Consider the following 17,895-nt stretch of genomic DNA (forward strand, 5'->3'; position numbering starts at 1 on the left):
GTGATGACCGATCGACGAACGCGCTAGCCATCGAGACAACCGGCTGACGTGACGCGTGCCGGCGGCTCGCGCCGCCGCATCGCACCCACCAGCATCCCCGCGACGACGAGCGCGATGCCGAGCACGCGCGTGCCGCCCAGCGACTCGCCGAACAGCGCGACCGCGAACAGCACGGCCGAGACTGGCGCGACCGCCGTGAACAGCGCGGCCTCGGTGCCGCTCGTGCGAGCCGAACCCGCGTACCAGCACAGATAGCCGAGCACGGTCGGCACCAGCGCGTAGTACGCGATCGCCGACACCGCGCCGATGTTCCAGCCGGTCGCCAGCGCGTGCCATTCGAATGCGGCCGGCACCAGCGCGAGCGCGAAGCCGAGGCCCGACATCGCCGTCGACAGCGCGAGCGGCGGCAACGGCGCCGACAGCCGCCGGTTGAGCAGGATGAACACGGCTTCGCAAGCGACGGCGGCCAGCACCAGCGCGTCGCCGGCGAGCGTCCGGAGCGACGGCATGGCCTGGCCGGGCGCGAACGTGACGAACAGCACGCCGGCGGTAGCCAACGCGGCCGCGCCCCAGTCGCGCGGCGTCTGCCGCTCGCGCAGCACGACCGCCGCGATCAGCGTCGACATCGCGGGCAGCGTGCCGAGCATCACGCCTGCATCGACGGGCGACGACAGCTTCGTGCCGATGATCAGCAGCACCGTATAGCCGACACCGCCCGCCGCCGCCTGCACGACCAGCAGCACGGCGTCGCGTGGGGAGACCCGCGGCCATCGCATTCGCTGCGCTCGCATCAGCGCGAACAGCAGCGGGGTTGCGATCAGGAAGCGCAGCGCGGTGGCCGCGAACGGCGGCAGGCCGCCGGCCGCGAGGCGGCTCGCGATGACGGTGCTGCCAACGCCTGTCATTGCGGCGGCGAGATAGAGATAGCCGATCAGTCGTGTCTTCATGTGCCGCATCGTCGCGTGCGACGGCACGGGCGTCTTGAACGAAATTGCAGCGGCGTCGGCGAGCGGGGCGGGTGAGCGGGAGGGCGATGTGCCCGGTGTCTCCCGTTGACCGGTAGCGCCGCCATCCAAGGTGCCGGACGGCGACGATCGACGTCGTCGCGCACCGGTGGCCGCGCCGCGACGGCGAGGCCTGTTCAGCCTGCCTGCGTGAATCGTCCCGGCGTGATCCCGAACTGGCGTGCGAACGCGCGCGTCAGGTGGCTCTGGTCGGCAAAACCGGCTTCGGCCGCGGCATCCGCGATCGGCCGGCCGTTCGCGAGCAGTGCGCGCGCCAGCCGCGTGCGCGACTGCATCAGATACGCGTGCGGCGTGATGCCGAGTTCGCGCGCGAATCCGCGTAGCAGCTGGAAGCGGCTCACGCCGCTCAGGCCGGCGAGTTCCGCCAGCGAAACGGGTGCGGCGGGCGCCGCGTCGAGCCGCTCGCGGGCGACTCGGATCGCCGGGGCGACGCCGGCGGGCCGCAGCGCGCGGTTCGAGTGCCGCGCAAGCAGTTCGGCGACCAGCGTGACGAGCGCCTCGTCGCGGGCGAGCGGCAGCGTGTCGCTTCCTGCGACGATCCGTGCATGCAACCGTCCGAACGCGGCCGCGAGCCGCGCGTCACGCACGGCCGGATGCGCGAGCTCGACACCCCCGAGGCCTTCTTCCGCCGCGACGCCCGCGACCAGTGCGGGCGCGAGGTACAGCATCTGCCAACGCCGGCCGGTGCCCGTTTCGATCGGCATGCCGTCGTGCATCTCGCCCGGATTGACCATGATCGCGTCGCCGGTCAGCGCGTCGACCTGCCCGCGGCCGCTCCAGGACCGGTGCGCGCCGCTGACGATCACGCCGACCCCGAAGTCGTCGTGCGCGTGCCGCGGAAACGTGCGGTCGGACTCGAGGCTGATCGCCTCGATGCCTTCATCGGTGCGTCGGTAGTGGGTGACACGGTGCATGGGTGCTCCTCGCGCCGGCAGCGGCGCGGATCACGTGCACTTTAGCGCGTTCCGGCGCCGCGCGCCCTTCATCCTTTTGGCCGATACCGCGCGGCGTGCGCAGCCCGCACCATGTGCACATGAGCAGCGTACACGGCCCGCCGGGCCTGAAGCTGCGCGGGAGACGGCAGGTGGAACGACAGGACACGGTATTCATTCAGGTGGGCGCGCTCGCGGACGGCTTCGCGCCGGACGCGAACATCCTCGCGCCCGTGGACGAACTCGTCGGGCGGTCGCTGGCCCTCGACGACGCATCGGGCGCATGGCGCGTCTATACGTTCGAAGCGGGCGCGCTGCAATGGCGCGACGCGGCGACCGGCACGGGCGGCCGGGCGCCTTGCCGTGTCACGCGGCTGCGCGACGACCTGTACTTCGTCGACTACATCGACCCGGCAGCACGCGCGACGTCGGTCAGTCTCGTGATCGACGTCGGCGGCGGCGTGTGGACGTCGGTGATCGGCACGCTGCCGACCGAAGCCGATACGCATGTCGACGCGTTCACGCGCGTCGCGCGCGGGCTGCCGCTGACGGGTGTCGATGCGACGTTCCGGCACGGCACGCTCGGCGGCCATGCGCAGCCGGGCCCGCTGCACGGGCCCACGCGCGAACTGATCGGCAAGCGGACGATGTATCGCTACAGCCCGACCGAATGCTACGAGCACATTTACCTGAATGAGAACTTCTACGCATGGCAGTGTCTGCAGGGCGTCGAAGGCGGGCTGGCCGACGTGGACCGCTGCCATTACTTCGGGCTCGCCGAGCAGTTGTATCTGTTCGTATGGCGCGAGAAGGTGGTGCCGACGCTCGGCGTCGTGCTGATCGACCTCGCACAACGCAAGACGGACGGCAAGATCTTTGGATACCAGGGCGGCGATTTCGGCGTGCTGTCGAATTTCCCGATCGGCGCGCATGCGCAGGTGCTGAACGAAACCGTGCATCCGATCGCCGGCGAGGCGCAGCGATGAACGCCGTGCCGGGCAGCGGCCGCCTGCGTGCGGATTTCAGTGGCCGCGTCGTGCTCGTCACGGGCGCGGCGCAGGGGATCGGCGCGGCAATCGCGCGCCGTTTCGCGCAATCCGATGCATTCGTCGCGCTGGCCGATCTCAACGGCGATGCCGCTGCCGTGCAGGCGAACGCGCTTGCCAGCGCGGGCGGCGCTGCGCGTGCGTATCGCGTCGACGCCGCGAGCCGAGACGAACTCGTCGCGCTCGTCGCGGCGGTCGAGCGCGACGGTGGCCGGCTCGACGTCGTCGTTCATAACGCCGCGTACTTCCCGCTGACTCCGTTCGAGCAGATCGATGCGCCGCTGCTCGAGCGCACGCTGTCGGTCAACCTGTCGGCGCTGTTCTGGCTCGCGCAGGCCGCGCTGCCGGCATTCGAGCGTGCGGGGGCGGGGCGGCTGCTCGTCACGTCGTCGGTGACCGGGCCGCGCGTCGTCTATCCGGGGCTCGCGCACTACGCGGCGTCGAAGGCAGGCGTAAACGGCTTCATTCGCGCGGCGGCGCTTGAACTCGCGCGCCGCAACGTGACGGTCAACGGCGTCGAGCCAGGGATGATCCGCACGCCGGCGGGCGGCAATCTCGGCGATGCGTCGGTCGCCGCGCAGATCGCGCGCGACATTCCGCTTGCGCGAATGGGCGAGCCGGAGGACATCGCGAACGCGATGCTGTTTCTCGCGTCGGCCGATGCGGGGTACATCACCGGGCAGACGATCGTCGTCGACGGCGGCGCGACGTTGCCGGAGAGCGGAGCCGTGCTGGGTGACGGGTAAGGGCCGCGCGCGCGATCGTGCGACGAGGGCCGTCGAATGGGCCGGCAGGGGCGCAGTCGGTGCGACCCGCGCACCGTCGCGCCGGTCGCGCCCGTCGCTACTAAAGCCAGCCGTTATGAATGAACTCGACGATCGAGTACCGGCGAGGTTCGAGTTCGTGCTGCCGGACGGCCTCGACGATCCGCGACACGCCATCCGCGTAAGGCGACGCGCCGTACACGCGGGATTCGAATTGCAGGCTGCATGCGCCGTCCTCGATGCGGATCCGGTGGAACGCATGGCGGCTGAGCTGATCGTCGGGAATCTGCAAGGCGTCGCGCTGCTCGGCGGGGTCCCGCACGGAGTGGATGTCCTGCGCCGGAACGCCGAGCGACTGAGCGACGCCGACTGCGGTGCCGGGCACGGACGTCTTGCTGGCCTGGTGCGACTCCGTCACGCTGATGTGGCAGTCGCGAAAGAGATGGCCGCTGGTTTCCAGCATGCTCATGAACTTGAGCATCAGGATGTTCGTATTCGGACAGAGCACGACGGGGAAGTCGTGCGATGCGGTTTCGAGGTCGGAGCCGGTGGACAGCTCGACGAGCGGCGACCCCGTGGCGCGGCAGAATTCGATCGCGGCAGGCAGCTCGCGGCCGGATCCGGCGTGAACGACGATCGAACGGACGTTGCCACGGGCGGGGTCCGACCAGGCCATCACGCGACAGGTTGCCGGTGCGAGCCGGTGCGAGCCGAGCAGTTCGGTTGCCAGCTTGCCGGTGCCAACGACGAGTACTTGCATGGGATAGACGGGTTGAGGTTCGGGTTTCGATACGGAAACGGCGCGGGTCGTTCGACGACCCGGCGCGATCACGGCGCACCGCGCGGCGCGCCGTGATCGCGCATTATGCCCGGCGGCCTGCCGCTGTGTGTGGTGCGCACCTGCACGGCCGCGGCGGATCAACAGATCGACCTCGTCGATGATGACGCATCCGTCGCAGCACACACGGAAGCGTGAATGGCGCTACGCTGCCGAAACACCGGCCGGGCATGCCCGTGTCGCGGCCGGCATCGCACCGAACCGCGTATCATCCAACCCCCTTCGACCCTGGAGAGCATATCGATGGAACACGACCTGAAAGGCAAGGCAGTCGCGATCACCGGCGGATTCGGCCACCTCGGCGTCGCAACAGCCGCCTGGCTCGGCCAGCGCGGCGCTCGCGTCGCGCTGATCGGCCGTGGCAGCGCGCCGGACGCGCAGGCGTTGCCCGGCGTGCCGGCCGATGCGCTGCGCCTCGGCGGCATCGATCTCGTCGATCCGCAGGCAGCTGCACGCGCGCTTGACACCGTGAATCGCGAATTCGGCCGGGTGGACGCGCTGCTGAACATTGCAGGTGCGTTCGTGTGGCAGACGATCGCCGATGGCGACGCGGCCACGTGGGACCGCATGTACGAACTGAACGTGAAGACGGCACTGAATGCGTCGAAGGCCGCGCTGCCGTACCTGGTGGCGAGCCCGGCGGGCCGCATCGTCAACATCGGCGCGGGTGCGGCGTTCAAGGCAGGCGCGGGAATGGGCGCGTATGCGGCCGCGAAGGCGGGCGTCGCGCGACTCACCGAGGCGCTGGCGGCGGAACTGCTCGATCGCGGCGTGACCGTGAATGCGCTGTTGCCCAGCATCATCGACACGCCGCCGAACCGTGCGGACATGCCCGATGCGGATTTCACGCGCTGGGTCCGGCCCGAACAGATCGCCGCGACGATCGGGTTCCTGCTGTCGACTGACGCGCAGGCGATCACCGGCGCATCGATTCCCGTGAGTGGTCGCGTGGCGTAGAGGCTGACGGGCGATCGCACTTGAGTACGACGTCAGGGCATGCGAAATCGCGCACGCGGAATGTGCGCGATCGCCGCGATGTCGATCAGCAGGTTGCACGGCTGCATACGGCCGGCTGCCTGCATGCCGCGGACCATCACCGTATACTGGGCGTTCGACATCATGTGACTGAAGCCGTGACCAAGCCTGCCTCCGCGGATACGCTCGCCGACGATCCGCGTCCGACCCCGCCCGAACAACCCGAACTGGAAGACTGCTGCAACAGCGGCTGCTCGCCGTGCGTTTTCGACCTGTACGACGAAGCGCTGGCGCGCTATCGCGTCGAGCTGGCCGAATGGGAAGCGCGGCACGCGCAACTCAAGCATCACAAATGAGCTTGATGCCCGCAAGCGATCGCGCATGCCCCGATTCGCTGCCGGCGATGTGTGGCTCGACTCGTGTCGTCACGCACCGGCGCGCACGCGTCGATGCATCGGTCCCAGCGCGGCAGACAACGCGACGCACACGAGCAGCACGACCGTCAGCGCCCACATCGCCGTCCTGAAGCCCTGCACGTAGTCGAGCGCACCCGGCTGCGCGCCGAGCCGCGCGAAGAACAGCCCGCCAAGTGTCGCCGCCCCGACGGCCGCACCGATCTGCAGCATCGTGCTGACCATGCCCGATGCGACTCCGGCGCGCGCCGCGTCCACTTCCGCGAGCACGATCCGCACGACCGACGGCAGCACGAGGCCTTGCCCGATGCCGATCGCCGCGATGCCCGCGTAAAAGCCCGGGCCGGGCGCGTGTTCGCCGGCCAGTGCGGCGGCGGTCGCGACGCCGGCCGCGAGCATCGCGAAGCCGAGCATGAGCACGCGATGGCCGCCGAACCGGTCGACGAGGCGCGGCATCAACAGCGGGCTCGCGAGGAAGCCGATGCCGAGCGGCAGGATCGCCAGCCCCGACGCGAGCGGCGACCAGTCCAGGCAGCCCTGCAGATAGATCCCGTAGCTCAGGAAGAACGCGCTCAGCATGTAGAACAGGAACGCGAGCATGAGCCCGAGCACGACGACCGGATTGCGCAGCAGGCGCACGTCGAGCAGCGGATCGCGGCCGCCCGCGATCCGGCGCGCTTCCACCGCCAGCAGCGCGCCGAGCATCGGCAGCGCCCCGGCGATGCACGCGACCATCCACAGCGGCCAGCCCGCCTCGCGTCCGTGCGTGAGCGGATAGACGAGCATCAGCAGGAACAGCGACAGCAGCACCGTGCCGGGCACGTCGATACGCTGGCCGCGTGGCGGCCTGCTTTCCGGGATGAAGCGCCAGCTGCCAAGTAGCGCGAAGACGCCGATCGGCACGTTGACGAGGAAGATCGCGCGCCAGCCGAGCCCGAACGGATGGAGGCTGATCAATGCGCCGCCGCCCAGTTGGCCGATCACGGCCGCGAGACCGAACACGAAACCGTAGAAACCCATCACGCGCACCTGCTCCTGCGGGCTGAACACGCTGCGGATCGTCGCGAGCACTTGCGGCGCGAGGACCGCGGCGAACAGGCCCTGCAGCACGCGGCCGCCGACCAGCACCGCGCCGCTGCCGGCGAGCCCGCACAGCGTCGATGCGACGACGAAGCCGGCCATTCCGATCATGAACATCCGCTTGCGGCCGTACAGATCGCCCAGACGCCCGCCGGTGATCTGCACGACCGCGTTCGCGCACGCGTAGGCCGACACGACGAGCTGCAGCTCGGACGGTCGTGCGCCGATGCCGTCGCGGATGGCCGGCAGTGCGAGATTCACGATGAAGTAGTCGAGCGGCGGCAGAATGGCGCCGACCAGCAGGACCACGAGCGCCCAGCCGTGATGGCTGCGCGGCGGTGCCGCGGCGGCCGTGCCGGCCGGCGCGCAAGGGGCGAGGGTGTTGTCGGTCATGAACGGAAGTCCGGAAGAATGAGGGCTGCAACGCATGTCGAAGCCCGTTGAACCGGGCTCGTGCGGGCCGTTGAACCCATATTCTGCGGATTGCCGATGAATCGGAAAAGCGGGAATTGGTGGTAGCATCCATCGGGTTATTCGATGGATGGAGAGGGCGATGCGCGGTTTCGACCTGGATCAGTTGCGCACTTTCGCGGCGGTGGCGGATGCGGGCAGCCTTACGGCGGCTGCGCCATTGCTGCATCTGTCACAGTCGACGGTGAGCGAGCAGGTGCGCAAGCTCGAATCGCGCGCCGGCGTGCCGCTGTTCGTGCGCAGCAAGCGCGGCGTGGAGCCGACACCGGCCGGCGCGCGTTTGCTGCAGCATGCGCGCCGCATCGTCGCGCTGAACGAGGCTGCGTTCGACGAAGTGCGCGGCCAGGCGATCAAGGGCGAGTTGCGCGTCGCGATCACCGATTACTACCGGACGCACGAAGTCGCGGGCCTGCTCGCGCGGTTGCGGGAGTGCTACCCGCAACTGAGCCTGCACGTGAGCGCGATGAAGAGCGCGGAGATCGAAGCCGCGCATGCGCGCGGACAGATCGATCTCGGCGTCGTGATGAACCTGTCGAGCGGCCCGTTCCGGCCCGCGTCGGCCGATACGCGCTGGGTGCTGCGGCGCGAGCCGCTGTCGTGGGTTGCATCGCCCGCGCTCGCCGAGCAATTGCCCGAGCCGTTGCCGCTCGTGCTGCTGCCGGACGACTGCATGATGCATCAGATCGCCGTGCGCTCGCTCGACGAGCAGCACGCGCCGTATGTGCTCGTGCACAGCGCGTCGGGCGTCGCGGGGCTGCAGTCGATGCTGGCGGCGGGGCTCGGCGTCGGCTGCCTGTGCGCATCGGCGATCGGCGAGGGTCTCGTGCGGCTCGGCGCGAAATACCGGCTGCCGGCGCTGCCCGACGCCGTGTTCTCGCTGACGCCGCCGATGCCGGGCGAACGCGAGACGGTCACGCAGGCACGCGAGGTGCTGTCGCGGCAGTTGCTGATGTGACGCAGCCATGCACTTCGGCGCAGGCGCACGTATTCGACGGGAGTCGGTACCGATGAAAATATCGAGAGATTTCGGGATTGTCGTTCGACGCGCGGCGCTGGTCGAGAAAGCGGTCGACCTGTCCGCAGTCATGCGCGAATTCAATTTCGCCGAGTATTTCGACGAGTCCGACCGGCTGGTGTCGCTCGGCCCGTTCTTCGGCGGCGACGCGGCCGATGCGTGCATGAGGTCGCTCGAGCGGCTCGGGCTGGTCTACTTCGACGATTTCTTCATCGTCGAGGAAACGTATCCCGCTTGGTGCGAGGTGCAAGCTTTCTGAACGTTGCGTAGCAGGGGACGATACGCATGAACGACGAACTGAAAAGCAAGATGGCCGCGCGGCTGCAGCACGCGCTGGAGCGGGTGGTCGACGAGCGCTCGCTGATCCATTTCCTGCGCGTGCTGGGCAATGACTGGCACAAGGAGCGCCAGCTCGACGCCGACCTGCCGCCGTCGCCATTCGGGGCCGCCGCGCTCGGCTGGGAAAACCGCTCGATCGGCGAGTACCTGGAGGCGATGGTCGACTGGGCCGAGGCGTCCGAGGACGGGCCGCGCTGCGACGACCTGCCCGACAACCCGTGGCGGCGCATGGCCGACATCCTGTTCGCCGGCAAGATCTACGAATAGCGCATCGCGGCGACCGGCGGGCGCAGCGGGTTGGAACGGCCTAGTCGGCCGCCCCTTCGGCATACGCGCGCAGCCCGGTCGCCACTGCATCGAACACGGCCCGGCAACGCGGGCTCGCCCGCAGATCCTCGTGCATGACCACCCAGGTTTCCAGTTTCATCGCGGGCCCGTCCGGCAGCACGCGCACGAGCCGCGCATCGCGCTGCGCGAGCCGGTTCTGGCAGAAGCCGATCCCGTAGCCGGCGCGAATCATCGCGAGCTGCGCGAGATTGCTGTCGGTGCGTAGCGCGAACGCATCGCGCTTCCACTGCGGCATCCCGCGCGCCGCCGAGCGGATGAACGGCGTCACCGTATCGAAGCCGATCAGCGCGTGATGCGCGAGTTCGTCCGTCGACGATGGCGTCCCGTTGCGCGCCAGGTAGTCGTCGCGGGCATACAGCGCCACCTCGATCTCGCCAATGCGCCGTGCGACGAGCGCGTCCTGCGCGGGCGGCGCCATCCGCACTGCGATGTCGGCCTCGCGGTTCAGTATGTCCTGGATGCGGTCGGTCGGCACCAGTTCGATGACGAGCCCCGGATGATCGCGCCGCAACTGCGCAAGCATGGGCGGCAGGACTTCGACCGCGATCACGTCGCTGGCCGAGATCCGCACGGTGCCGCGCACGCCCGCGCCGTGGCTCGCGGCCGCGCGCTCGAACGCGGCTGCCGCGCTGCGCAGCGCCTCGGCGTGACCGCGCAGCGCGAGCGCTGCCTCGGTCGGCAGCAGCCCCGACGGCGAGCGCGTGAAGAGCGTCTGGCCGAACGTGGCCTCGAGCGCCGCGACGTGACGGCCGGCCGTTGGCTGCGTGATGCCGAGCGCGCGCGCCGCGCCCGACAGCGAGCCTTCCGTCAGCACGGCGAGGAAGGTGCGGTAGCGTTCCCAGTTCAGATCGATGGCCATACATAAATGTATAGCTAATCAATTATGTTCGGCAATTCCTTGCTAGGCGGCCTCGCGCCAGAATGCGTGCAGACAACGGTTCATTCACGGAGAACGACCATGACGGCAAACGCAGGCGGAACGCAACGACAGGCACTCGTGCTCGGCGCGAGCGGAGGCATCGGCGGCGAGGTCGCGCGTCAGTTGCGCGATGCCGGCTGGCAGGTGCGCGCGCTCAAGCGCGCGCTCGACCCCGGGACGGTGGAGCTCGACGGGATCGCATGGATGCGCGGTGACGCGCTCGATCGCGAGGCGGTGGTCCGCGCGGCGCGCGGCTGCAGCGTGATCGTGCATGCGGTGAACCCGCCCGGTTACCGGAACTGGTCGACGCAGGTGCTGCCGATGATCGACAACACGATCGCGGCGGCGACGGTGGCGCAGGCGACCGTCGTGCTGCCGGGGACGATCTACAACTACGGCCCCGACGCGTTTCCCGTGTTGCGCGAAGAGGCGCCGCAGCATCCGGTGACGCGCAAGGGCGCGATCCGCGTCGAGATGGAGCGGCGGTTGCAGGCGGCGACCGCGCAGGGCGTCCGGACGATCATCGTGCGGGCCGGCGATTTCTTCGGGGGGCACGCGGGCAACACCTGGTTCGGGCAGGGGCTCGTCAAGGCCGGGCAGCCCGTCGCGGCGATCAGCGTGCCTGGGCGGCCGGGCGTCGGCCATCAATGGGCGTACGTGCCGGACGTCGCGCGCACGATGGTCGAGCTGCTCGAGCGACGCGACACGCTGGCGCCGTTCGCGCGCTTCCATTTCGGCGGGCACTGGGACGCGGACGGCACGCAGATGACGCAGGCCGTGCGCCGCGTCGCGCAGCGGCACGGGATGCGGCCGACGGTGCGGCGATTTCCGTGGTGGCTCGTGTGGGCCGCGGCGCCGTTCGTCACGACGATGCGCGAGATGCTCGAGATGCGCTATCTGTGGCGCGAGCCGCTCCGGATGGACAACGCGCGGGTGACGGCGGTGCTGGGCCGCGAGCCTATGACGCCGCTCGATACCGCGGTGGAGGCGACGCTGGCCGGGCTGGGCTGCTTGCGATGACGGCGAGCGAAGCAGATGGATGGCGGGCGCGTATGCGGCTCACGTCCGTGATCGCATGCGCGCCTGCCACCTGCCGTCACGCGACGACCGGCAATACCTCGACCGCATACCGGTGCCGAAGACTGCGCCCGAGCACTGGGTCGTGCAGTTCCATCTCGAATATGTCACCGTCGCCCATCGCCGCGATCGCACCGTGCACGGCGACCGTGCCGCCGAACATCGCGCAGCGCGCGGGCATCGTGCGACGGTCGTCGAAGCGCTGCCACAACGCATCGGGCGCAAGCAGCCCGCTGACGGCGCCGTGCTGATACGCGACGCGTTCTCCGCCGGGTCCGATCAACCATGAACGCATCTCGATCGCATCCCAGTGATCGGCGACGTCCGCATGGCGCCACGCATCGCGGCCGAGCGGTTTCGCGCATACCTGCTTCGACACCGCGACGCCGTAGGCCTCGACTTCCCGATCCGTATGATCGGAGCCGACCGTCACCAGCGTGCCGACCGGGCTGTCGATCAGCACGCACTCGATCTCGCCGCCCGAGCGCGCGCCGAGCACGCCGATCGACGCCGCCTGCGTGAGCAGCCCGGACGACACGCGATAGAAGCACGGCGTGGTCGACGGCGGCGCGACGCCGAGCGCCGCGAGTTCGTCGATGTGCGCGCGGATCGCCTCCGGATCGCGGCCGGCCCAGCCGGCAATCACGACACGTTCGATCTCGACGTCGACATGAGCGGACGCCCCTTGCGGGGACATCACGTTGAACGACAGGGCTTGCATGCGGGTATCCGTTTGAAGTGCGAATGAATGAAACGATCGGCAGGGAAGCTCAATCCGCGAGCGGCCGGTGCGCGGTCTCGCGCGCGGCCAGCAGCGCGATCGACGTGACGACGAGCGATGCGGTGACGTACAGCGACACGGCCGTCGTCGTTCCCGTCTCGCGGAACAGCGTCGCGATCACGAGCGGCGCGAAGCCGCCGCCGACGATGCCAGCGAGCGTGTAGGCCAGCGACGAGCCCGCGTAACGCACACGCGTCGGGAACTGTTCGGTGACGAACGCGCCTTGCGGGCCGTACATCGCCGCATGGATCACGAGGCCGATCGCAACCGCCGCGACGATCGCACCCGGCCGCGCCGAATCGAGCAGCATGAAGAACACGAACGCCCACACGATCCCGGCGAGCGCGCCGGCGAGGTACACGGGGCGGCGTCCGAAGCGGTCCGACAGCGCGCCGAAGAACGGCACAGCGAGCGCGTTGCACGCCGTGCCGATCATCACGGCCGTCAGTGCGACGGGGCGCGACAGGTGCAGCACGGTCGTCACGTAGGTCAGCGTGAACACGACGATCAGCGCGTACAGCACGTCGGAGCCGATGCGCGAGCCGCCGGCGATCAGCAGGCGCCGCCAGTGGCACTTCAGCACTTCGGCGACGGGCACCTCGGCGGTCGCGTGCGATTCGGCGAGCTGCTCGAACTGCGGCGTTTCGTCGACGCCGCGCCGCAGCCAGAAACCGAACACGACGAGCAGCGCGCTGGCCGCGAACGGCACGCGCCAGCCCCACGACAGGAAGTCGCCCGACGTGGTCGACAGTGTCACGAGCGCGATGCAGCCGGTGCCGAGCAGCGTGCCGAACGACGGGCCGATCTGCGTCCACGATGCGGACAGCCCGCGCCGCTTCTGGTCGCCGTGCTCGACCGACAGCAGCACCGCGCCGGCCCATTCGCCGCCGAGCGCGACGCCCTGCACGAAGCGCAGCGCGACGAGCAGGATCGGGCTCAGGATGCCGGCCTGCGCATAGGTCGGCAGCGCACCCATCAGCGCGGTCGTCACGCCCATCAGCACGAGCGTGAGCATCAGCACCGCACGGCGGCCGATGCGGTCGCCGAGATTGCCGAACACGAAGCCGCCGAGCGGGCGCGACACGTAGCCGACCGCATAGGTCGAGAACGCGAGGATCGTGCCGGCCAGCGGATCGACCGACGGAAAGAACAGATGATTGAAGACGAGCGCGGCGAGCGTGTTGTAGATCGTGAAGTCGTACCACTCGAGCGACGTGCCGATCATGCTCGCGGTCGCGAGTCGACTGTTGCGGACGCGGCGGGGTGCGTGGGCGGCGGGCTGGACGAGAGTGCTCATGGTGTCGGGCATGTCGTGAAGGATGACGGGATGACGCGCGTGCCGATGGCGGATGACGCGGCCGGTGGCGAAGTCGGGGCTCAGGCCGGCAGGGCGGCGGCGGCCGCTTTCGTTTCGGCATCGCGACCGGCCACCGGCGGTGGCGCGGCGGCGCGCCAAAGCAAGTCGAAGGTGCGCACTTCGTCGTGACCGGCGATGGCGGTGGCGACGCCGCGGGTGGCCGCCGCGTCGCTGCCCTCGATCAGCACGAGCGCGTCGGCGGCCGGACGCGCGGTCGCATCGGCGCCGATCGGCGCGGACAGTTCGGGCACGGTGCGGAACAGCCGTGCCGCGTGGATGCCTGGTTCGCTCAGCACCGCGTCGAAGCGCTCGCGCAGGTGCGGCACGTCGATGCGCTCGGGCTGCAGCACGAACAGCGCGAGATGCATGCCTTCGCCGTCGCCGGCCTCGATCGTCAGGTCGCCGACTCGCCGCTGCGTGTCCGTCATCCGTTCGAAGTTCGCGAGCGACCAGGCGGTCTGCCGCGTGAATGCGCGCCGATACGCGTCGCTGCGGAACACGTCGAGCGTGTCCGTCACGTAGAGCGCGAGGTACTTGCGCGGGCCGCCGTCCGTCGCGCGAAACCGTCGCGCATGCGTGAAGCCGGGAATCGCGACACGCTCCTGCATGTGCTCGCGGTCGTACCACGCGTTGAAATCGGCTTCGTGTGCGGGGTCGATGTCCGTCCAGACGCAGAGCTGGCCGTGTGGAAGGGAAAGGCGGGTCATGGCGGGTTCCTCGTGACGGGGTGTGTCAGGAACCGCAGTGTCCCGAAGACGGGCCGTGGCCGTCCAACAAGAAAACAAATTCGCGGTGAACAGGTTTTCTTATGAGCGGCGCGGGCGGCGCTTCGCCGGGGTGGCGGGCGGTGCGGATTCCGGCGTGCGTTTTGCCGCTGCGGTCCGGGTTTTTCCTGCCGGGCGGACGGGCGCTTTGCCGACAGCCTCGGCCTTTGCCGATGCGCCCGTCTTCGCGTGACTCGACGCGGCCGGCATCGCGCGTGCGACTTCGCTCGCCAGTTCCGCGATACGCGCGGCGACCGGCAGGCCCTGCGTGCGATACGACGCGACCAGCGGCAGCGCGGGGAATTCGGGTTCGACGTCGAGCAGTTCGAGCGAGCCTTCCTGCAGTTCGCGCCCGATGATCGCGGGCGGCAGCGCGGCCACGCCGAAGCCGTCGGCGACGAGCCGGATCATCGCGGCGACCGACGTGATGCAGTTGATGCTGGCCGGCCGTTCGACGGCCGCGAACAGCCGCTCGATCGTTGCGTGAGGCCCTGAATGACGCGAGAAGCTGATGATCGGATACGCGGCAAGCCGCGCGATGTCGAGCCGTTCGCCGGCGAGCCCGAGGCGCGGGCTCGCCGCCCAGCGCACCGGGAATTCGCACAGCGGCAGGTTCGTGAAGTCGGGGCCCGGCATCGGGTCGGTCTGCAGGATCAGGTCGACGCCGTCGGTGCTCAGCAGCCGGATCAGGTGTAGCGTCGTGTCGCTCGTGATCTCGACGTCGAGGCGCGGATAGCGCTCGCGCAGTTGCGCCATCAGCGCCGGAAACCAGCTGTGAACGATCGATTCGATCACGCCGATCCGGATCAGGCCCGCGTCGCTCGCCGCGTCGATGTCGCGCCGCATCTCGCTGTCGAGCCGCACGATTCGCTCCGCGTAAGCGAGCATGCGCCGCCCCGCTGGCGTCAGCGTGGCCGAGCGCGTGTTGCGGTCGAACAGACGCACGTCGAACGCTTCTTCGAGCGACGCGATGCGGCTCGACACGGCCGCCTGCGTCGTGTGCAGTTTCTCGGCCGTGAGCCGGAAGTTCTCCAGCTTCGCGAGCCAGACGAAGGTTTCAAGAAACCGGATGTTCATCGAATTCCGAGCGGTGAGGCAGTGCCGCGCGGCGGCGGCGGGATCGGTCGATGTTAGCGGATTTCCGGGGCGTGAACGCGCGCCGTGCGTGCCGGGGCGGGGGCGGGCGTCCGAGTGCCGGAACGCACGCGCTCGGCGTTGTGCGGCCGCCCGCAACGCGGTGTCACGTGGGCTTCGTGTCTTCAGGCATCACGGCTTGTCGAACGCGAGCGTCGGCACATCGACGACCATCGCGCCGCCGTCGGCCACGAGCGTCGCGCCGGTCACGAACGACGCGTCGGGCGAGGCCAGGAACGCGCACACGGCCGCGATCTCGTCCGGATCGGCCGCGCGCCGCAGCGGCACGTCGGCACTGACGCGCGCATAGGCGCCGTCGAGCGTGTCGCCGTGAGCGGACATCAGCGGCTCCATTTCCGCATCGGCCATCGGCGTGCGGACCCAGCCCGGGCACACCGCATTCGCGCGCACGCCGTGCGGCCCGTAGTCGCGCGCGAGCGAACGCGCGAGCCCGAGCAGCGCATGCTTGCCGACCGTATAGCCGCATACGCCGGGGCCGGCCGCGAGCGCGGCGATCGACGCGACCAGCACGATGCTGCCGCGCCGCGCGATCAGGTCGGGCAGGCACGCGCGTGCGCTGACGAACGCGGTGTCGAGGTTCGCGTGCATCGCGTCGCGCCATTGCGCGTCGTCGGTTTCGTCCGCGCGGCCGAGACCGTGGCCGCCCGCGCATGCGACGAGCGCATCGACGGGGCCGAACCGTGCAGCGATCTCAGGCAGGAAACGGGCCCAGTCGGCCGTGCTCGCGGCGTCGCCGGCGAGCGCGAGGCCGCCCGTCTCGGCGGCGAGCGCGTCGAGCGGCGCCCGACGCCGCCCGATCAGCGCGACGCGATCGCCGCGGGCGGCGAAGCGGCGCGCGCACGCGGCGCCGATGCCGGTGCCTGCGCCGGTGATCGCGATCGTGCGGGGTTGCGGGTGCGTCATGTCGTTCTCCGGAAGGTGTCGTTTCCGGTCACTTTAGGTGGCGCCGACGCATGCCGGTATCCGCCGAAAGGATGAACGCGTACCGGCCGGACGGTCGAGGGCGGTATCGCGCACCGGGCCGACCGGCCAGATCGCGGTCATTTTGCAAAAGCTGACGATGTCCGGCGCCGATTCGCTCTATCCTCCGTATTTTTGCGATGCGTCGCAAAAGCCCGGCAAAATGGCGCGGGCGCGCCCGCCCATCAGTGCGGGGCGCGACGGCCGCCCGATTCCGTCGTGCAAGCGGAGCGGTTGGCGGCAAGATCGGCGTGCGCATGCGGCCGATACGGATACATCGCGCGGCCGATGGCGCAGGGCGCGGTGGCTGATCGCCCGGTCGCGTATCGCGCGGCCGGACCATCGACAGGAACAGGGAGGGGCCGGCAATGAGGCTGGACGACGAAAGAGAAAGCGTGAACGTCGAGGATCGACGCGGCGGCGGCGGGTTCGGCGGCGGGCGCGCGACGATCGGCATCGGCACGATCGTGGTCGCGCTGGCGGCATCGTATTTTTTCGGGATCGACCCGCGCGTCGTGCTCGAAGGCGCGTCGGCGCTGCAGGGCCGGCAGCAGCAAACCCAGCCCGCGCCTGCGCAGCACCAGGGCGCACCGGCGAACGATCCCGGCGCGGTGTTCACGCGCAAGGTGCTCGGCAATATCGAGCGCACGTGGACGAGCGTCTTCAACACCCAGTTGCATGCGCAATACCAACCGCCGAAGCTCGTGATGTTCACGAACTCGACGCCGACCGCGTGCGGCACCGGCCAGACCGCGATGGGGCCGTTCTATTGTCCCGGCGACCGCAACGTGTACATCGATCTCGGCTTCTACGACGAACTGCGCAAGCGCTTCGGCGCGGGCGGCGATTTCGCGCAGGCCTACGTGATCGCGCACGAAGTCGGCCATCATGTGCAGAACCTGCTCGGCATTTCCGACAAGGTCGATGCCGCGCGCCGCCGTTCGAGCGAAGCGCGCTCGAACGCGCTGTCGGTGCGGATGGAACTGCAGGCCGACTGCTTCGCCGGCGTGTGGGCGAACAACGCGCAGCGCGCGAACCAGCGGCTGATGGAGCCAGGCGATTTCGAGCAGGGGCTGAAGGCGGCCGCCGCGATCGGCGACGATCGGCTGCAGCAGCAAGGTCAGGGCTATGTCGTGCCGGAGAGCTTCACGCACGGCACCAGCGAGCAGCGCGTGTACTGGCTGCGGCGCGGGATGGAATCGGGTGAAGTGAGCGCCTGCGACACGTTCGCCGCGAACGCGCACTGATAGTCACTGACAGGGCGGGGCGCGCATGTTGCCGCGCCTTCGTTTCGAGGCCGCCCGCGCGGCCGCTCCGGTAACTTCGCAGATCGTTCCGATCGCGCTCGATCGGCGCGCGCGATGTTCCGCGCCATCTTCGATGTCCATTCCCGGTCCTGCGGCTCACGTCGCATGTCTTCCCGACGCAGATTCCGTCGCCGAGACACGACCGGTTGCGTGCGATGTCTCGCGCCACCCTCGACGGCCATCGCCGACCGCAGGGTTCGCGGCGCATGATGTCCTGACGTCGTTCGGTTGTCGCAACACGGCCGGCGTGTCCGCCATCCAGCACGCGCAGACGAATTGCCGATTTGTGCTCACCGGCCCATTTCGGCGCCGGTAGGCTGGCCCGAACT

The 17,895-nt window shown here is 69.6% G+C and carries 20 protein-coding genes; 9 read left to right on the plus strand and 11 right to left on the minus strand.

Annotated elements, in window-relative coordinates; all coding sequences use genetic code 11:
• Positions 1 to 23: 23 nt before the first annotated feature.
• Positions 24 to 947: a DMT family transporter gene (locus WS75_RS29795; protein WP_059686399.1), complete on the minus strand. Its 924-nt coding sequence runs from the start codon at positions 945 to 947 to the stop codon at positions 24 to 26.
• A 194-nt stretch (positions 948 to 1,141) separates the two neighbouring features.
• A complete protein-coding gene (locus WS75_RS29800; RefSeq protein ID WP_059686045.1) occupies positions 1,142 to 1,939 on the minus strand; it encodes an AraC family transcriptional regulator in 798 nt (265 codons plus the stop codon).
• Between the two features lie 170 nt (positions 1,940 to 2,109).
• On the opposite strand from WS75_RS29800, the gene WS75_RS29805 reads away from it, so the two are divergent.
• Together WS75_RS29805 and WS75_RS29810 are read left to right on the plus strand one after the other, a co-directional pair.
• Entirely contained in the window at positions 2,110 to 2,943 is an 834-nt protein-coding gene (locus WS75_RS29805) for a molybdenum cofactor biosynthesis F family protein (protein WP_059686401.1), read from the plus strand.
• Positions 2,940 to 3,749: an SDR family oxidoreductase gene (locus tag WS75_RS29810; protein ID WP_059686047.1), complete on the plus strand. Its 810-nt coding sequence runs from the start codon at positions 2,940 to 2,942 to the stop codon at positions 3,747 to 3,749. Before WS75_RS29805 ends, WS75_RS29810 begins: the two co-directional genes overlap by 4 nt.
• A 100-nt stretch (positions 3,750 to 3,849) precedes the next feature.
• Here the strand turns inward: WS75_RS29810 and WS75_RS29815 are convergent, their stop codons facing one another.
• Positions 3,850 to 4,527, minus strand: coding sequence for a dihydrodipicolinate reductase C-terminal domain-containing protein (locus WS75_RS29815; RefSeq protein WP_059686049.1), 678 nt, complete (start codon positions 4,525 to 4,527; stop codon positions 3,850 to 3,852).
• Positions 4,528 to 4,848: 321 nt separating this feature from the next.
• On the opposite strand from WS75_RS29815, the gene WS75_RS29820 reads away from it, so the two are divergent.
• A complete protein-coding gene (locus WS75_RS29820; RefSeq protein WP_059686051.1) occupies positions 4,849 to 5,562 on the plus strand; it encodes an SDR family NAD(P)-dependent oxidoreductase in 714 nt (237 codons plus the stop codon).
• A 32-nt stretch (positions 5,563 to 5,594) separates the two neighbouring features.
• Here the strand turns inward: WS75_RS29820 and WS75_RS34845 are convergent, their stop codons facing one another.
• Positions 5,595 to 5,726 carry a hypothetical protein gene (locus WS75_RS34845; protein WP_257129478.1) on the minus strand — a complete coding sequence of 44 codons (132 nt, stop codon included), beginning with the start codon at positions 5,724 to 5,726 and terminating at the stop codon, positions 5,595 to 5,597.
• Positions 5,727 to 5,738: 12 nt separating this feature from the next.
• On the opposite strand from WS75_RS34845, the gene WS75_RS29825 reads away from it, so the two are divergent.
• Entirely contained in the window at positions 5,739 to 5,936 is a 198-nt protein-coding gene (locus tag WS75_RS29825) for an oxidoreductase-like domain-containing protein (protein ID WP_059686403.1), read from the plus strand.
• 69 nt (positions 5,937 to 6,005) lie between these two features.
• On the opposite strand, the gene WS75_RS29830 is transcribed toward WS75_RS29825, so the two are convergent.
• Positions 6,006 to 7,466, minus strand: coding sequence for an MFS transporter (locus WS75_RS29830; protein WP_059686053.1), 1,461 nt, complete (start codon positions 7,464 to 7,466; stop codon positions 6,006 to 6,008).
• A gap of 160 nt (positions 7,467 to 7,626) precedes the next feature.
• On the opposite strand from WS75_RS29830, the gene WS75_RS29835 reads away from it, so the two are divergent.
• Genes WS75_RS29835 through WS75_RS29845 form a run of 3 tightly spaced genes read left to right on the plus strand, consistent with a single transcriptional unit; the run spans position 7,627 to position 9,165 of the window.
• The gene (locus WS75_RS29835; RefSeq protein ID WP_059509127.1) at positions 7,627 to 8,499 is read left to right on the plus strand and encodes a LysR family transcriptional regulator; all 873 of its coding nucleotides are present in this window, start codon (positions 7,627 to 7,629) and stop codon (positions 8,497 to 8,499) included.
• Positions 8,500 to 8,551: 52 nt separating this feature from the next.
• Complete coding sequence (locus tag WS75_RS29840; RefSeq protein ID WP_059686055.1) at positions 8,552 to 8,818, plus strand: hypothetical protein; 267 nt, start codon at positions 8,552 to 8,554, stop codon at positions 8,816 to 8,818.
• Positions 8,819 to 8,844: 26 nt separating this feature from the next.
• The gene (locus WS75_RS29845) at positions 8,845 to 9,165 is read left to right on the plus strand and encodes a DUF7660 family protein (protein ID WP_059686057.1); all 321 of its coding nucleotides are present in this window, start codon (positions 8,845 to 8,847) and stop codon (positions 9,163 to 9,165) included.
• Between the two features lie 40 nt (positions 9,166 to 9,205).
• Here the strand turns inward: WS75_RS29845 and WS75_RS29850 are convergent, their stop codons facing one another.
• Positions 9,206 to 10,105, minus strand: a complete 900-nt coding sequence (locus tag WS75_RS29850; RefSeq protein WP_059686059.1) for a LysR family transcriptional regulator — start codon at positions 10,103 to 10,105, stop codon at positions 9,206 to 9,208.
• A gap of 99 nt (positions 10,106 to 10,204) precedes the next feature.
• Here WS75_RS29850 and WS75_RS29855 point away from each other — a divergent pair, with 99 nt between their 5' ends.
• Complete coding sequence (locus WS75_RS29855; protein ID WP_059686061.1) at positions 10,205 to 11,185, plus strand: NAD-dependent epimerase/dehydratase family protein; 981 nt, start codon at positions 10,205 to 10,207, stop codon at positions 11,183 to 11,185.
• Between the two features lie 76 nt (positions 11,186 to 11,261).
• Here WS75_RS29855 and WS75_RS29860 read toward each other — a convergent pair whose 3' ends face one another.
• The 5 genes from WS75_RS29860 to WS75_RS29880 all read right to left on the minus strand — a co-directional run bounded on the left by WS75_RS29860 (position 11,262) and on the right by WS75_RS29880 (position 16,202).
• Positions 11,262 to 11,963 carry a DUF2848 domain-containing protein gene (locus tag WS75_RS29860; protein WP_059686063.1) on the minus strand — a complete coding sequence of 234 codons (702 nt, stop codon included), beginning with the start codon at positions 11,961 to 11,963 and terminating at the stop codon, positions 11,262 to 11,264.
• Positions 11,964 to 12,012: 49 nt separating this feature from the next.
• The gene (locus WS75_RS29865) at positions 12,013 to 13,332 is read right to left on the minus strand and encodes an MFS transporter (protein ID WP_059686405.1); all 1,320 of its coding nucleotides are present in this window, start codon (positions 13,330 to 13,332) and stop codon (positions 12,013 to 12,015) included.
• 68 nt (positions 13,333 to 13,400) lie between these two features.
• Positions 13,401 to 14,087: a DUF4286 family protein gene (locus WS75_RS29870; RefSeq protein WP_059686064.1), complete on the minus strand. Its 687-nt coding sequence runs from the start codon at positions 14,085 to 14,087 to the stop codon at positions 13,401 to 13,403.
• A 99-nt stretch (positions 14,088 to 14,186) separates the two neighbouring features.
• Complete coding sequence (locus WS75_RS29875; RefSeq protein ID WP_059686067.1) at positions 14,187 to 15,221, minus strand: LysR family transcriptional regulator; 1,035 nt, start codon at positions 15,219 to 15,221, stop codon at positions 14,187 to 14,189.
• 189 nt (positions 15,222 to 15,410) lie between these two features.
• On the minus strand, positions 15,411 to 16,202 hold the full coding sequence (locus WS75_RS29880) for an SDR family NAD(P)-dependent oxidoreductase (protein WP_059686070.1): 792 nt from the start codon (positions 16,200 to 16,202) through the stop codon (positions 15,411 to 15,413).
• 425 nt (positions 16,203 to 16,627) lie between these two features.
• Between WS75_RS29880 and ypfJ the strand changes: the two genes are divergently transcribed.
• Positions 16,628 to 17,506 carry a KPN_02809 family neutral zinc metallopeptidase gene (gene ypfJ / locus WS75_RS29885; protein ID WP_059686072.1) on the plus strand — a complete coding sequence of 293 codons (879 nt, stop codon included), beginning with the start codon at positions 16,628 to 16,630 and terminating at the stop codon, positions 17,504 to 17,506.
• The last annotated feature ends 389 nt before the right edge of the window (positions 17,507 to 17,895 follow it).

Origin of the sequence: Burkholderia sp. FL-7-2-10-S1-D7, from assembly GCF_001524185.1 — a bacterium.
GTDB lineage: Bacteria > Pseudomonadota > Gammaproteobacteria > Burkholderiales > Burkholderiaceae > Burkholderia > Burkholderia diffusa.

Excerpts from the sequence above, each read along its gene's own strand:
- WS75_RS29800 (WP_059686045.1), bottom strand. The coding sequence starts at position 1,939 with ATGCACCGTGTCACCCACTACCGACGCACCGATGAAGGCATCGAGGCG.
- WS75_RS29830 (WP_059686053.1), bottom strand. The coding sequence starts at position 7,466 with ATGACCGACAACACCCTCGCCCCTTGCGCGCCGGCCGGCACGGCCGCC.
- WS75_RS29850 (WP_059686059.1), bottom strand. The coding sequence starts at position 10,105 with ATGGCCATCGATCTGAACTGGGAACGCTACCGCACCTTCCTCGCCGTG.
- WS75_RS29875 (WP_059686067.1), bottom strand. The coding sequence starts at position 15,221 with ATGAACATCCGGTTTCTTGAAACCTTCGTCTGGCTCGCGAAGCTGGAG.
- WS75_RS29810 (WP_059686047.1), top strand. The coding sequence starts at position 2,940 with ATGAACGCCGTGCCGGGCAGCGGCCGCCTGCGTGCGGATTTCAGTGGC.
- WS75_RS29855 (WP_059686061.1), top strand. The coding sequence starts at position 10,205 with ATGACGGCAAACGCAGGCGGAACGCAACGACAGGCACTCGTGCTCGGC.
- ypfJ (WP_059686072.1), top strand. The coding sequence starts at position 16,628 with ATGAGGCTGGACGACGAAAGAGAAAGCGTGAACGTCGAGGATCGACGC.
- WS75_RS29880 (WP_059686070.1), bottom strand. The coding sequence starts at position 16,202 with ATGACGCACCCGCAACCCCGCACGATCGCGATCACCGGCGCAGGCACC.
- WS75_RS29865 (WP_059686405.1), bottom strand. The coding sequence starts at position 13,332 with ATGCCCGACACCATGAGCACTCTCGTCCAGCCCGCCGCCCACGCACCC.
- WS75_RS29815 (WP_059686049.1), bottom strand. The coding sequence starts at position 4,527 with ATGCAAGTACTCGTCGTTGGCACCGGCAAGCTGGCAACCGAACTGCTC.
- WS75_RS29795 (WP_059686399.1), bottom strand. The coding sequence starts at position 947 with ATGAAGACACGACTGATCGGCTATCTCTATCTCGCCGCCGCAATGACA.
- WS75_RS29870 (WP_059686064.1), bottom strand. The coding sequence starts at position 14,087 with ATGACCCGCCTTTCCCTTCCACACGGCCAGCTCTGCGTCTGGACGGAC.
- WS75_RS29860 (WP_059686063.1), bottom strand. The coding sequence starts at position 11,963 with ATGCAAGCCCTGTCGTTCAACGTGATGTCCCCGCAAGGGGCGTCCGCT.
- WS75_RS34845 (WP_257129478.1), bottom strand. The coding sequence starts at position 5,726 with ATGATGTCGAACGCCCAGTATACGGTGATGGTCCGCGGCATGCAGGCA.
- WS75_RS29835 (WP_059509127.1), top strand. The coding sequence starts at position 7,627 with ATGCGCGGTTTCGACCTGGATCAGTTGCGCACTTTCGCGGCGGTGGCG.
- WS75_RS29840 (WP_059686055.1), top strand. The coding sequence starts at position 8,552 with ATGAAAATATCGAGAGATTTCGGGATTGTCGTTCGACGCGCGGCGCTG.
- WS75_RS29845 (WP_059686057.1), top strand. The coding sequence starts at position 8,845 with ATGAACGACGAACTGAAAAGCAAGATGGCCGCGCGGCTGCAGCACGCG.
- WS75_RS29820 (WP_059686051.1), top strand. The coding sequence starts at position 4,849 with ATGGAACACGACCTGAAAGGCAAGGCAGTCGCGATCACCGGCGGATTC.